At 65.4% G+C, this 12,471-nt stretch carries 12 protein-coding genes; 8 read left to right on the top strand and 4 right to left on the bottom strand.

Translation table 11 applies throughout. From position 1 onward, the window contains the following. The first annotated feature begins 199 nt into the window (after positions 1–199). The 3 genes from secE to EL2594_RS10900 all read left to right on the top strand — a co-directional run bounded on the left by secE (position 200) and on the right by EL2594_RS10900 (position 1,959). The gene (gene secE, locus EL2594_RS10910) at positions 200–412 is read left to right on the top strand and encodes a preprotein translocase subunit SecE (RefSeq protein ID WP_011415135.1); all 213 of its coding nucleotides are present in this window, start codon (positions 200–202) and stop codon (positions 410–412) included. A 29-nt stretch (positions 413–441) separates the two neighbouring features. Continuing rightward, positions 442–978 (top strand): transcription termination/antitermination protein NusG, encoded by a 537-nt coding sequence (gene nusG / locus EL2594_RS10905; protein WP_011415134.1) that lies wholly within the window; start codon positions 442–444, stop codon positions 976–978. A 99-nt stretch (positions 979–1,077) separates the two neighbouring features. Then, the gene (locus EL2594_RS10900; protein WP_011415133.1) at positions 1,078–1,959 is read left to right on the top strand and encodes a phytanoyl-CoA dioxygenase family protein; all 882 of its coding nucleotides are present in this window, start codon (positions 1,078–1,080) and stop codon (positions 1,957–1,959) included. A gap of 22 nt (positions 1,960–1,981) precedes the next feature. Here the strand turns inward: EL2594_RS10900 and EL2594_RS10895 are convergent, their stop codons facing one another. Both EL2594_RS10895 and EL2594_RS10890 read right to left on the bottom strand, forming a co-directional pair. After that, complete coding sequence (locus tag EL2594_RS10895) at positions 1,982–3,442, bottom strand: tetratricopeptide repeat-containing sulfotransferase family protein (RefSeq protein ID WP_011415132.1); 1,461 nt, start codon at positions 3,440–3,442, stop codon at positions 1,982–1,984. A gap of 48 nt (positions 3,443–3,490) precedes the next feature. Beyond that, positions 3,491–4,366 carry an alpha/beta fold hydrolase gene (locus EL2594_RS10890; protein ID WP_011415131.1) on the bottom strand — a complete coding sequence of 292 codons (876 nt, stop codon included), beginning with the start codon at positions 4,364–4,366 and terminating at the stop codon, positions 3,491–3,493. A gap of 124 nt (positions 4,367–4,490) precedes the next feature. Between EL2594_RS10890 and EL2594_RS10885 the strand changes: the two genes are divergently transcribed. Genes EL2594_RS10885 through EL2594_RS10865 form a run of 5 tightly spaced genes read left to right on the top strand, consistent with a single transcriptional unit; the run spans position 4,491 to position 10,061 of the window. Beyond that, complete coding sequence (locus EL2594_RS10885; protein ID WP_011415130.1) at positions 4,491–5,654, top strand: acyl-CoA dehydrogenase family protein; 1,164 nt, start codon at positions 4,491–4,493, stop codon at positions 5,652–5,654. A gap of 33 nt (positions 5,655–5,687) precedes the next feature. Continuing rightward, positions 5,688–6,305: an exopolysaccharide biosynthesis protein gene (locus tag EL2594_RS10880; RefSeq protein WP_011415129.1), complete on the top strand. Its 618-nt coding sequence runs from the start codon at positions 5,688–5,690 to the stop codon at positions 6,303–6,305. A 59-nt stretch (positions 6,306–6,364) separates the two neighbouring features. Next, the gene (locus EL2594_RS10875; protein WP_011415128.1) at positions 6,365–8,281 is read left to right on the top strand and encodes a DUF3604 domain-containing protein; all 1,917 of its coding nucleotides are present in this window, start codon (positions 6,365–6,367) and stop codon (positions 8,279–8,281) included. Continuing rightward, positions 8,278–9,093, top strand: coding sequence for a peptidyl-prolyl cis-trans isomerase (locus EL2594_RS10870; protein WP_011415127.1), 816 nt, complete (start codon positions 8,278–8,280; stop codon positions 9,091–9,093). The genes EL2594_RS10875 and EL2594_RS10870 overlap by 4 nt, the downstream gene beginning before the upstream one ends. After that, positions 9,090–10,061, top strand: a complete 972-nt coding sequence (locus EL2594_RS10865; protein ID WP_011415126.1) for a HupE/UreJ family protein — start codon at positions 9,090–9,092, stop codon at positions 10,059–10,061. The genes EL2594_RS10870 and EL2594_RS10865 overlap by 4 nt, the downstream gene beginning before the upstream one ends. Here the strand turns inward: EL2594_RS10865 and EL2594_RS10860 are convergent. Both EL2594_RS10860 and EL2594_RS10855 read right to left on the bottom strand, forming a co-directional pair. Next, positions 10,031–11,458: an efflux transporter outer membrane subunit gene (locus EL2594_RS10860; RefSeq protein ID WP_233994266.1), complete on the bottom strand. Its 1,428-nt coding sequence runs from the start codon at positions 11,456–11,458 to the stop codon at positions 10,031–10,033. The two genes, EL2594_RS10865 and EL2594_RS10860, sit on opposite strands and share 31 nt — an antisense overlap. After that, positions 11,455–12,465, bottom strand: coding sequence for an efflux RND transporter periplasmic adaptor subunit (locus EL2594_RS10855; RefSeq protein ID WP_011415124.1), 1,011 nt, complete (start codon positions 12,463–12,465; stop codon positions 11,455–11,457). The genes EL2594_RS10860 and EL2594_RS10855 overlap by 4 nt, the downstream gene beginning before the upstream one ends. Positions 12,466–12,471: the final 6 nt, after the last annotated feature.

The raw sequence follows: 12,471 nt of genomic DNA, 5'->3' as shown, positions 1-12,471 counted from the left end.
CGCACGCTAGGGGCAAGGTGCCGGTGCTGCAACGGGATTTTCCGTCACCTCCCAAGCGTCTTGCTTTTGGCCTCGCGCAACATTAGATGCGGTCGGGCTTTCCGACATCGGAGCCTTATCTGCCCTTCCCAGCCTCGCTCGGGACGGCGATGAGACCTACCCGGAAGGCAAGAGAATGATTCGAGAAGCGAGAGCGGCTATGGCCGAACAGGCACCCAAGAAAAAGACATCGCCCGGCGAATTCGTTCGCCAGGTGCGTAGCGAGACGTCCAAGGTCGTCTGGCCGACCCGCGAAGAAACCATCCGCACGGCAATCTTCGTCGGCATCATGGTCATCATCCTCTCGCTGTTCTTCCTCGCGATCGATTCCGCATTCGGCGCGATCGTGCGCTGGCTGCTGACGCTGGCCTGAGCCTAGCCCACTTCTTTACAGGATATTCGATGGCACGCTGGTACATCATCCACGCCTATTCCGGCTTCGAGAACAAGGTCCGCGATGCGATTATCGCCGAGGCCGACCGGCTCGGCCTGTCCGACGGCGTCGAGGAAGTCGAGGTCCCGACCGAGACCGTGACCGAGATCAAGCGCGGCAAGAAGGTGCAGACCGAGCGCAAGTTCATGCCCGGCTATGTCCTCGCCAAGCTGCAGATGACCGATGATATCTATCACCTGGTCAAGAACACCCCCAAGGTGACCGGCTTCCTCGGCAACAACAACAAGCCGCAGCCGATTTCCGAGAAGGAGGCCGCGCGCTATTTCGGCGGTGTCGAAGAGGCCAAGGCCGCGCCCAAGAAAGACATCCAGGTCGATTACGAGATCGGCGACCAGGTCAAGGTGCTCGACGGGCCCTTCGCCAGCTTCAACGGCGTGGTGGAAGAGCTCGATTTCGACAAGGCCAAGGTCAAAGTCAGTGTCTCGATCTTCGGCCGTGCAACGCCGGTCGAGCTCGAGTTCGAACAGGTCGAGCTGGTCAAATAGCCTCTGCACTATTGCGAGACACGAGAGGGCGCCCGCTGCGGCGCCCTTTTTGTTGGCGCGCCCACTGAGCTGTGGCATCCTGCGCGGCAGGAGAGAAATATGGCCACAAAGGCTCGCACCGCACTCGCAGAGAATCCGGACGACGTGGGGCGTTGGCTCGGCGATCGTTCGCTTGATGACTGGTTCGAGCAATTTGACCGCGAGGGCTATGTGATTTTCGAGTGCGTGCTCGACGATGCTGCTCTGTCGCGGCAGGTCGAAGCGTTGCGGGTCTGGCTCGACCAGGATGTGCGCGGGCGTAACAATTTCGAAGGCGCGGATTCCAATCGCATCTACGGCATGTTGGCCAAAGACCCGGTTTTCGCCGACCTCGTCACGCATCCGCTGCAATTGGCTTTCGGGGAGCGCGAACTGGGTCGTTCGATGCTGCTTTATGCCTGCCTCGCCATCAACCTGCTGCCGGGCGAGACCGCGCAGCCGTGGCATTTCGACGACAGCCATTGCGACCTGCCGCGCCCGCGTCCGCCGCTGAGCCTCTCGACCTTCTGGTCGCTGACCGAGACGACGGCGGAAAACGGCGCGACCGAGATCATTCCGGGCAGCCACCTGTGGGGCGACGAACGACCGGAAGGCGCCTCCGGCCCCGACGACTTCCTTACCGGCAAGACTGACAAGGCCGGTGGGGCGGGCACGCATCCCGATGCCATCAAAGCGACGATGCCGCCCGGCTCGCTGATGATCGCCAAGGGCACGTTGTGGCATCGCGGCGGGGCCAACACCTCGCACGACCGGCGGCTGATCGTCACGCCGCAATTCTGCAAGGGCTGGTGCCGCCCGCTCGAGCAGCAACTGCTGGCCGTGCCGCCGCAGAAAGCGGCGCTGCTGCCCGAGCGCGTGCAGGAACTACTCGGCTACGGTATCCATCCACCCTTCATGGGCTATGTCGACGGCATGCATCCCAGGCGGGTGCTCGCGCGGTAAGACGCGCGCTCAATTCTGCGGCTTACCCGCCGAGGAGCTCGGCGGTCTTCTCCGACAGCGTCTCGATCTGTTCCGCCCACGGCTCCAGCCGTTCGGCATAGGGCGCCGCTCCGCGCGCCACCTTGGGCGAAATTGGCTGCCGCACCTGAGCGGCGCTGAAGGTCGCGACCGGCGCGGTGCGGCGCTGCGGGTCGAGGAATTCCGGGCTCCAGTCGATGTCAAGCCACGCGGCGAGAGCTTCGCCGAACTGCGCGGGCTCCTCGATCAATTCGGCGTGCTCCATCAACCGGACGTCGATCCCCTCCTCGCGCCACGCGGCAAGGGCATCGAGCGCGAAATCGAGATGGGCAAAGATGGCATCGAGACTGTTGGCGTAGTCATAGACGGGAGGCATGCTGCGCAGCCAGATCGAAAGCGCCGTGTCGGCCGGGTCGCGCAGGACGGCACCGAATACCGCCCCGGGATGAATGCGGGCGATGCTTCCTGCGACGGGCAGGTGTAGCGGCGATTTGTCGACCACGATCGCCGGTTCGCCCACCTGCCGCGCGATGCCGCGCCGATCCGATTCGTGAAGCTGGCGATAGTAATCCGCGCGCTGTCCGGACGGCATCTGTGCGATCAGCCCGCTGCGAAACAGGACATGCTGAAGCAGCGCGCCGCGCTCGCCGAGCGATCCGACGTCGGGCGAAGCCGCCAGCATGGACTGCAGCAGCGACTGGCCCGAGCGCGGCGTGCCGATCAGGTAGACATGCCGGGGCCCATCCACCTCGCCGACCGGCTCCATCGCCCGGTAAAGCTGGCGATGGATGGCGAGTACGCCGTTCCAGTCCTGCTGCTGCCGCGCCGGGGCGAGGGCATTGCCCTGTTCGGCGAGCTCCCAGGCCTGCTCGGCTTCGCCCTGCCGGTCATGATACTGCGCCAGCGCCAGCAACAGGTCGGCGCGGGCCTGAGCTGGCAGGCCGGTATTTTGCGATTCCGGCTCGATCCGCTCGACCAGTCGCGGGCTCGGCTCGCTCGCATAGGCGAGGGCTTCGGCCAGTAAATGCGGCGGCGCATCGGGACGATCGACGACGGCGGCCAGCACGTCCTGCGCGCGCTCCGGCCCGTCGAGCCACAGCTCCAGCGTCGCAAGCAGGCCCGCGGCATCGAGGTCGAGCGGATCGCGGGCGACCAGCTGTCGTGCGATCCCGGCCGATTGTTCGTAGTTCATCGCCAGCTGGGCGAGCTGCGCCGCCGCCAGCGCATCGGCGCGGCCCTGCGCGTCGCTAGCGGCTACATCCTGCGGCACCAGCGACAGCTGCCGGTCCATTGCCGTGTGGAGGTCGCCGCTCTGGCTCAGCGCCTGCACCAGCATCCGCTGCGCATCAGGGCCGAGGGGTGCAGCGCGTTCCGCCGCAAGCAGTACATCGACCGCCTCGCCGGGGCGCCCGGACTGGATCAGCGCCTGCGCACGCCGAAGTATGTCGGAAGGTCCCGAAGCCATGGCGCGTCGCTATGGTTGTCGGGAACAGCGTAGTCAATCGATGAGGCCCTAGGCGATGAAAGCTTCGACCTCGGCGAGGAAATCATCGAACCGGTCGTGATGCACCCAGTGCCCGGCGCGATCGTAGGCGCTGACGCTGACGTTGTCGCCGAAGTGCTTCATCCGCCCGTCTTTCTCCGGGTTCGAAGCCCAGCTGTCATTGCCATAGACCAGCAAGGTTGGGCAGCTCACACGGCCCCATAGTTCCTCGATCTGCGCATGGGTCAGGTCGTGGGGCGGCCAGGCGTGCAGGTGCGGATCGAACTTCCAGCTCCAGGTGCCGTCCTCGTTGCGGATCGTACCGTGGCGGGTCAGGTGCTCGGCCTGCTCGCGGCTCAGATAGCTGTTGGCTTCGTGCATCCGGTCGAGCGCGGATTCGAACGTGTCGTAGCGGCGCGGCAGGCGCGATGAAGCGTCGCGCTTCTTCTCCATCCATTGCTTGCGGTGTTCGTACCACGGCGTTTCCGCCATCTTGTCCATCACCTTGGGGCTCGGCCCGAGCCCTTCGATGGCGACCAGCTTGCGCAAGTTCTCAGGGTAAAGCCCGGCATAGCGCGTGGCGATATTGCCGCCGAGCGAATGCGCCACGATGGTGACGGGCGCGAGTTCCAATTGGTGGATCAGCTGCGCCAGATCGTAGACATAGCCGCTGACCTGGTAGACCCCGGTATTGGTCCACTCGCTGTCGCCATGGCCGCGCAGGTCGGGGCATATCACGTGCCAGTTCTTGCGCAGCTTCTCCGCCATCCAGTCCCAGCTGCGGCAGTGATCGCGACCGCCATGCAACAGGATCAGCGGCGGGGCATCGTGATTGCCCCAATCGGCGTAGTGCAGCTTGGTGCGCTGGCTGATGAAGCTCTGCGAAGTGGGGCCGATTAAATCCATGAGCTGCGGTCCATGCCTGTCCTGCCATGCGCCGCGTGTTTTACGGCCTTTGGAATGCGTTGCGGTCCGCTACCGACATGATACGGTGCGACGCAACATCTAAATACTGGAGAGGACCACACCCATGCCCGCCATCGACGTACCCCAGCCCGAATTCATGGAAGACGAAGAGATTTCGATCTTCGCCGATGCCGTCGGCAAGTTCTACCAGCAGCATGCGCCGGAGAAGCGCGTCAAGAAATGGCGCGAAGAGGGGCAGGTCGAGCGCGAGTTCTGGAACGAGGCGGGCGCGGCAGGCTTGCTCGGCGTTTCCGTGCCCGAAGAATATGGCGGCCACGGCGGCGATTTCCGTCATGACATGGTGGTGATCGACCAGCAGGCCAAGCACGGCGTCGATGGCTTCGCCGCCAGCCTGCACAACACCATCATCCTGCCCTACCTCGTGCGTCACGGCACCGAGGAGCAGAAGAAGAAATACCTGCCCAAGCTTGTGACCGGCGAGCTCGTCAGCGCAATCGCCATGACCGAGCCGGGTGTCGGCAGCGATTTGCAGAGCATCACCACGACCGCGCTCAAGGACGGCAACGGTTACCGCATCAACGGGGCCAAGACCTATATCTCCAACGGCCAGACGGCGGACTTCATCGTTGTCGTCGCCAAGACCGACCCGAACGAGCGCGCCAAGGGCATCTCGCTGATGCTGCTGGAAACCGAAGGCGCGGAAGGCTTCCAGCGCGGCAAGAAGCTCGACAAGATCGGGCTGGACGCTGCCGATACGTCGGAGCTGTTCTTCGACAATGTCTTCGTTCCGGCTGAAAACGTGCTCGGCGGGGTCGAAGGCAAGGGTTTCTATCAGCTGATGGGCGAACTGGCGCAGGAGCGGCTGGTGATCGCGATGGGCGCGGCCACCGGCATTGAGAAAGCGCTCGAAGTGACGCTCGAATACGTCAAAGAACGCAAGGCCTTCGGGCAGACGATCTGGGATTTCCAGAACACCCAGTTCGTGCTTGCCGACCTCAAGGCGCGCGGCACGGCGGCGCGCGTGTTCGTGAACGATTGCATCGCCAAGCTGCTGAAGGGCGAACTCGACGTGGCAACAGCGGCCATGGCGAAATACTGGGTCACCGAATTGCAGAGCGAAGTGGTCGACAAGTGTCTCCAGCTCCACGGCGGCGCGGGCTATATCAACGAATATCCCATCGCCAAGATGTACCGCGATGCCCGCATCACACGGATTTTCGGTGGTTCGAACGAAGTCATGAAGATGCTGATCGCGCGTTCGATGTAGCTGGAGGGGAGGAAACTATCGCGCCCGCAGCCGTTGGTTTGGCGAAGGAGTGGCGCGATAGCGGAAGAGCCGCAAAATTTAGAAGACGTTCTCGGCGACATCGAGACTCTTGGCGAAGATCACGAGAAAGTGAGCTTCGGCCGCGCCCTCGACGCGTTCGGGCGCCGCAGTTTTGCGCCTTTGCTGATTCTCCTGCCAGTTCTCGAAATTACGCCCGTTGGCGGCATTCCCGGTGTGCCGACCGCGCTGGCGCTGATCATTGCTTTCATCGCATTGCAATTGCTGATCGGGCGCGAGCATGTCTGGCTGCCTGGTTTCGTCGAGCGGCGCGAGACCGACGGCGAGAAGCTCGCCAAGGCCGTGCACAAGCTCGACAGGGCGGCGGCATGGATCGACAGCAAATTAACCGACCGGTTCGACTTCATGGTCGAAGGCGTCGGCGCGCGGGTGGCTGCCGTCGGCATCCTGTTGCTCTGCCTGTCGGTCCCGCCGCTCGAGTTCCTGCCCTTTGCCAGCACCGTGCCGATGATCGCCATTGCCGCGATCGGTCTCGCGCTGCTGGTGCGTGACGGCTTGCTGATGATCGTCGCGCTAGTGCTGGGCGGTGGTTCGATGATCTTCGCGCTGACCAGCCTGGGCGGCAATGGCTGACTTGACGAGCCGCCGGTAACGCGCAACTCTCTCCTGCAAGGGCGCGTGGGGGAGGACACATGCAGAAGAAGTGGATCGCAGCCGGGGTCGCAGCCGTCGCGATTGCGGCCGGGGCAGCCTGGTTTTCAGGTGCTTTCAAGGAGCGCGCCAGTGCGGCGCAGGCGGGTAATGGCGAAGACACGATCGCACTCTCCGAATATCCCGACCGGCCCTATTGGGGCGACACCCACTTGCACACCGACAATTCGGTCGATGCTTTCGGTTTCGGCGTCAGGATAGGGCCGGAAGCGGCGCTTCGCTTTGCGCGGGGCGAGAAAGTGACCGCGACGATGGGCATGGAAGCGCAGCTAGACAGGCCGCTCGACTTCCTTGTCATCTCCGATCACTCCGACGCGCTCGGCGCCACCAAGCGGCTGATGAATGCGCCCAGCGCCCTGGTGCGCGACCCGACGCTCAAGCGCTGGCAGGCCATGCTGCGCGAAGGAGGCCGGCAGTCGGTCATTGCGACCGGCGAACTGATCGATGCCGCGGCGACCGGCAATATTCCCGAGGCGCTGCGCGATCCCGAACGGCAGGAGAAAGCGACCCGCGATATCTGGCAGGAGCACTTGCGGATCATCGACCTTTTTAACGAGCCGGGCAGGTTCACCGCCTTCGCAGGGTTCGAATGGACGCTGATGCCGGATGGCAATAATCTGCATCGCGTGGTGATGTTCCGCGACGGCGCGCCGACGATCGGCGACACGCTGCCGTTCCCAGGGCTCGATACCGACGTCACCGACTTATGGGACTATCTGGCCGCTTACGAGCAAGGGTCCGGAGGGCAGGCGCTGGCGATCCCGCACAATTCCAACCTTTCGAATGGCATGATGTTCGAAATGACCGGGCCCGACGGTGCGCCGTTGACGGCCGAGTACGCCGCAAAGCGCGCGCGGTGGGAGCCGGTGGTCGAAGTCACGCAGATCAAGGGCGACAGCGAGAGCCACCCGTTTTTGTCGCCGAACGACGAATTTGCGGGCTACGGCATCTGGGGATGGGAGCTGGGCAATTTGCCGCTCACTGCGAAGGCGACGCCCGACATGTATGGCGGCAGCTATGTCCGCGAAGCGCTCAAGCGCGGTCTGTCGCTCGAGCAGCGCTTGGGGGTGAACCCTTACCGCTTCGGCCTGATCGGATCGACCGACTCGCACACCTCGCTGGCCACGGCGGACGAAGACAATTTCTTCGGCAAGCATACGGGCAACGAACCAGGGCCGGACCGCGCGATGGCCGGGCAGAACCTCGGCACCCGCGAAGGCCGTTTCGGCTGGCATTACCTGGCCAGCGGCTATGCGGCCGCCTGGGCGCGGGGCAATACGCGGGCTGAAATCTTCGACGCCTTCAAACGGCGCGAAGTCTATGCCACGACCGGCTCCCGGATGAGCGTACGGATCTTCGGCGGGCCGGGATTCACCGAGGACAGCTTCGGCAGCGACTGGGTCGCGACCGGCTATCGCGAAGGCGTGCCGATGGGCGGCGTGCTGACCGATAATGGCACTGCGCCGGCCTTCATGATCGAAGCGCTAAAGGACCCGGAAGGCGCCAATCTCGACCGGGTTCAGGTCGTGAAGGGCTGGGTCGATGCCAACGGCAATCCGCAGGAGAAAATCTTCGACGCGGCGTGGAGCGAACGGCCGATGGACGGCGCGTCCGACAGCCCGGTGCCCGCCGTTGGTAATACCGTCGACGAGGCCACGGCGAGCTACACCAACACTATCGGCGCGGCGCAGCTGCGCACGGTGTGGAGCGATCCGGAGTATCGCGAAGGCCAGCGCGCCTTCTACTACGTCCGCGTGATCGAAATCCCGACGCCGCGCTGGGTGTTGTTCGATGCGCTGCGCTTCGGAGTGGAGCTGCCCGATGAAGTCGTCAAGGTCGTCCAGGAGCGCGCCTATACCTCGCCGATCTGGCTGATGCCTGCTGCGGAGGAAACGTGACGCTGACGGAACGCGCGCGGACAATCCTGCGCGAACCGCTGGTCCATTTCCTGCTCGGCGGGGCGCTGATCTTTGCCTTCTTCGCTTGGCAGGGCGAGGAAGCCGATCCGGCCAGCCGCGTGATCGACGTCGACGAGCAGGTGCAGGCGCAGATCGCGCTAACTTACGAGCGCACGATGCAGCGTCCGCCGACCGATGCCGAGCTCGACGCATTGATAGATCGCTGGGTCCGTGAGGAAGTTCTTTACCGGGAAGCCTTGCGATTGGGACTGGATGCGGGCGACCCGGTAGTGCGGCGGCGGCTGGCGAAGAAGATGGATTTTCTTGCCGCCAGCTCGGCGCAAGCGACCGAGCCGGACGAGGACGAGCTGGCGGATTGGTATCGCGCCAATGCTGGGCGCTATGCCGAAGATACGCGGCTCAGCTTCGACCAGGTTTATTTTGCCGAACAGCCCGAGGCCGCTGCCGTGCTAACGCAGTTGCGGCAAGGCTGGCAGGGCGTGGGCGATCCCGCCTCGCTGCCAGGCTCAATCGAAGGGCGCGGCCTGCCTGCGGTGGCGGCGCAATTCGGGCAAGATTTCGCCAATCGGCTTGCTGGGATGGAACCGAGCGCCGCTTGGGAAGGGCCGGTGCGCTCGGGCGTCGGGTGGCATTTCGTTCGGTTGCGCGCGGTCGAAGTAGGCGAGGTTCCGCCCCTCGATGCAGTTCGTCAGCGCGTGATCGAAGACTGGCGGCTGGAAACCTCGAAAACGCGTGAGGAAGAGGCCTATCGCTTGCTGCGCGACGCCTACCAAGTGCGGATCGAGCGATGATCCGCCGCCTGCTGGCCTTTGTTCTTACGCTGGTCGCCGCTCCGGTCGCTGCCGATGAGCTGCGCCCCGGCTATGTCGAATTTGCCCAGCGCGACGCAGAAATGTGGGAGCTCAACTGGAAGCAGCCGCTCCCCGCTCCGGGCCCTGCCGAGCTGGCGATCCCGATTGTGCCGCAAGGCTGCACCATCGTCGGCGAGCCCCTCGCGCGCACGGTGCCTTTGGCGCTGATCGGTTCGGCCCAAATACGCTGCGAAGGGGAAGTGGCGGACGGGCAGATCGGGTTCGAAGCGATTTTCGGCGGGGGCGACGTGTTGCTGCGGGTCCAACCGCTCGGTCGGCAGGTGCAGACCTACCGCCTGACCGAGGCCGAGCCGATTGCCACCATCGCCGCCGCGCCGACCAGCGCGCAAGTTTGGCGCAGCTATTTCAGCCTCGGGATCGAACACATTCTCGAAGGCTGGGACCACCTGCTGTTCGTCATCGCGCTGGTGCTGCTGGTGCGGCGCGGCTGGGCGGTGGCGAAGGCGACGACGGCCTTCACCGTGGCGCATTCGCTGACGCTGGCGGGTGTGTCGCTAGGGTTCTTCGGCCTGCCGGGGCGGCCGGTCGAGGCCGTGATCGCGCTGTCTATCGTGCTGCTCGCGGTCGAGACGGTGCGCGACCAGCGGCAAACCTGGACACGGCGCTGGCCTTGGCTCGTCGCCTTCCTGTTCGGCCTGATCCACGGCTTCGGCTTTGCCGGGGCCCTGCGCGAGATCGGCCTTCCCGAGGGCGAAGTGCCCGCGGCGCTGATCAGCTTCAACCTCGGGGTCGAGGCGGGCCAGCTGGCAGTCGTTGCGGTGGTCCTGCTGGTGCTCGAAGCTCTGCGCCGTATTCGCGCCGACGCGCTGGCACCGATGGTGCGCTATGCCAGTTACGCCATCGGCATCACCGGATCCTACTGGCTGGTCGACCGGCTGGTCGGCTGATCGCCGCCAAGCGCTTGCCACAACACCACCCGCGCCCTTTCAGCCTGACCGCGGGCAATCGCCACCCTCTCGCCGCTGGCATCGGCAGCGCGGCGCGCTTCGAGCACTGTGAGGAAGTCGGACAGCCCGGCCTGATAGCGGGTGTCGGCGAGATCGGCGGCGCGTTCCGCGCTGGCGAATTCGCGCGATGCGGCAGCTAGTTGCCGGTCGGCGGCGGCGACGAGGCCATAACCCGCTTCGGCATCGCCGAGAGCGGTGAAGACGGCATTGCGATAGTTGGCGAAGGCCAGTTGCTTGCCTGCCGCCGAAGCATCGATCTCGGCCTGAATGCGCCCGAAATCGAGCAGCGGCGCGACCAATCCGCCGGAGACATTTCCGACAATCGAGTCCTCGTCAAACAGGTCGCCCAGATCGAAAGCCAGCAGGCCGAGCGCCGCAGACAGAGTGAACTGCGGGAAGCGGCGCGCTGCGCTGGCGGCCAGATCGGCATCGGCCGCTTCGAGATTGGCGGCGGCGGCAACGACATCGGGGCGATTGGCCAGCAATTGGCTCGGCAAGGTCATTGGCGCAGGTGGCTGGGCCGGATCGGGTGCAGTTTGTCGCAAAAGGTCGAGAACCTTCTGCGCCGGCTGGCCCGTCAGTGCGACGAGCCGACCGGCAATGCGCGCACGGTCGGTCGCAAGCGCGGCGATGCGGCTGCGGGTGGCCTCGGCAACGCTTTCTGCGCGCACGCGGTCGAAGCCGGGCGAGAGACCGGCGCGCTCGCGCGTGCCTGCCAGGCGGGCAAGACTGGCGGCGGCTTTGAGGTCCTGTTCCAGCGCGTCCTGCCGCGCGGCTAGGGTGCGCCAGTCGATCACCGAGCCGGCGATCTCGGCTAGCAGCGCGTTCCGCACCGCTGTCGCTTCCACTGTCGCAGCGCCCAGCCGCGCAAGCGCCGCACGTTCCTGCGCGCGCAGGCGACCGAACAGGTCGAGATCCCAGCTCGCCGTCAGGTTGGCTCCGTAGAAGACTTGCTCGGTGTCGATGGAAATGCCCGGCGGCAGGTTGGTGCCGAACTGCGCGGGATTGGTCCGGGTGCCGGTGACCGACGCATTCGCGCCGATATTAGGCAAGCGGTTGGCTCCAGCACCCGCGGCGCGGGCGCGCGCCTGCTCGATCCGCGCGGCGGCCTGCGCCAGCGTCGGTGCATCCTGAAGCGCGAGCGTGGCAAGGTCCTGGAAGGCCGGATCGCCTGTCGGCAGCAGCGATGCCACCGCGCTGCCGGTCGCCGCATCGGGCGCGAAGGCGAATTCCAGCGGCAGCGGCGGAGGGGTCGTGTCGATTTCCGGCGGAGGGCCGGCGACGCAGGCGCTCAGCGCAGCAACGGCCAGCATGGGGAGAGCGAGGCGCACGGTCACTCCGCCGCCTCCGCCTGCGCGGGCTTGGGCGCAGTGCCGTTGCGTGCGGGGATGAAGGCATCGATCTGCTGGCCGACGCGGAAAAGGTCGCTGTCCGGCAATTCGTAGATGATCTGGAGCACGCGCACATCGACGCGTTCCTGCGCGCTGTTGGTGAGCGAGCGCTTGGGCACGACCAGCGGCTCGGCGCGCACGAAGCTGGCCTTGACCTGCTGGTCCGCCGCACCGCGCGGGCTGACGATGGCAGGTTCGCCCATGGCGACGCGCGGGGCCTGTTCCTCGTCGACATCGACGCGAATGTAGAGCGGGCGGGTCTGCCCCATCTCGATGAAAGGCTGCGATCCGCCGCCGCCCATGGTCGAGAGAAACTCGCCGGGGCGGATGTTGACTGCCAAAATCTCGCCGGCAATCGGCGCACGGACGGTTGCGCGCCCGATCTCGGTGCGCGCGCTGTCAGCGGTGGCCTGTGCGGATTGCAGGCGCGCGCGGGCCAGTTGCAGCCGAGTGCGTGCCGCATTGGCTTCGCCTTCGGCGCGGATGACTTCGGAGCGGCTGACTGCGGCGGGATCGTCGACATTGCGGTAAAGGGCCAGTTGCTGCGCGGCCGTCGATTGCGCGGTCTGCGCCTCCGCGATGGCGGCGCGCGCTTCGGAAATCTGCGCGTTGGCTTGCTGCAACTGAGCGCGAATGGCGCGGGTATCGACCGTAAAGAGCGGTTGGCCTTTCTCGACATAATCGCCGGGCTGGACACGCAGGTCGGTGACGAGGCCGGACAGTGCCGTGCCGATCTGGATCGTCTCGCTCGACGGTTCCACCACACCCGCCCCGGCAACGCGTGGCGAATTGGCCAAGGCCCCGGTAGCGCGCGGCGGTTCGCGGTCGGGCTCTTCCAGCTCGCGATCGGGCAGGCCGCCCATGATGAAGAACACCGCGATTATCAGGCCGATCACGGCGATGATCGGCAGGCCCAAACGGGAAAAGCTGAATTTTTCGGGGAGTAGAGCCATGGCGTG

The sequence above is a fragment of the Erythrobacter litoralis HTCC2594 genome (assembly GCF_000013005.1).
GTDB classification, from domain to species: Bacteria; Pseudomonadota; Alphaproteobacteria; order Sphingomonadales; family Sphingomonadaceae; genus Parerythrobacter; species Parerythrobacter litoralis_A.
This window is presented reverse-complemented; position numbering and strand designations above follow the sequence as displayed.

Bases quoted from the DNA above. Each gene is read 5' to 3' on its own strand.
- secE (WP_011415135.1), top strand. From the start codon at position 200: ATGGCCGAACAGGCACCCAAGAAAAAGACATCGCCCGGCGAATTCGTT.
- nusG (WP_011415134.1), top strand. From the start codon at position 442: ATGGCACGCTGGTACATCATCCACGCCTATTCCGGCTTCGAGAACAAG.
- EL2594_RS10900 (WP_011415133.1), top strand. From the start codon at position 1,078: ATGGCCACAAAGGCTCGCACCGCACTCGCAGAGAATCCGGACGACGTG.
- EL2594_RS10895 (WP_011415132.1), bottom strand. From the start codon at position 3,442: ATGGCTTCGGGACCTTCCGACATACTTCGGCGTGCGCAGGCGCTGATC.
- EL2594_RS10890 (WP_011415131.1), bottom strand. From the start codon at position 4,366: ATGGATTTAATCGGCCCCACTTCGCAGAGCTTCATCAGCCAGCGCACC.
- EL2594_RS10885 (WP_011415130.1), top strand. From the start codon at position 4,491: ATGCCCGCCATCGACGTACCCCAGCCCGAATTCATGGAAGACGAAGAG.
- EL2594_RS10875 (WP_011415128.1), top strand. From the start codon at position 6,365: ATGCAGAAGAAGTGGATCGCAGCCGGGGTCGCAGCCGTCGCGATTGCG.
- EL2594_RS10865 (WP_011415126.1), top strand. From the start codon at position 9,090: ATGATCCGCCGCCTGCTGGCCTTTGTTCTTACGCTGGTCGCCGCTCCG.
- EL2594_RS10855 (WP_011415124.1), bottom strand. From the start codon at position 12,465: ATGGCTCTACTCCCCGAAAAATTCAGCTTTTCCCGTTTGGGCCTGCCG.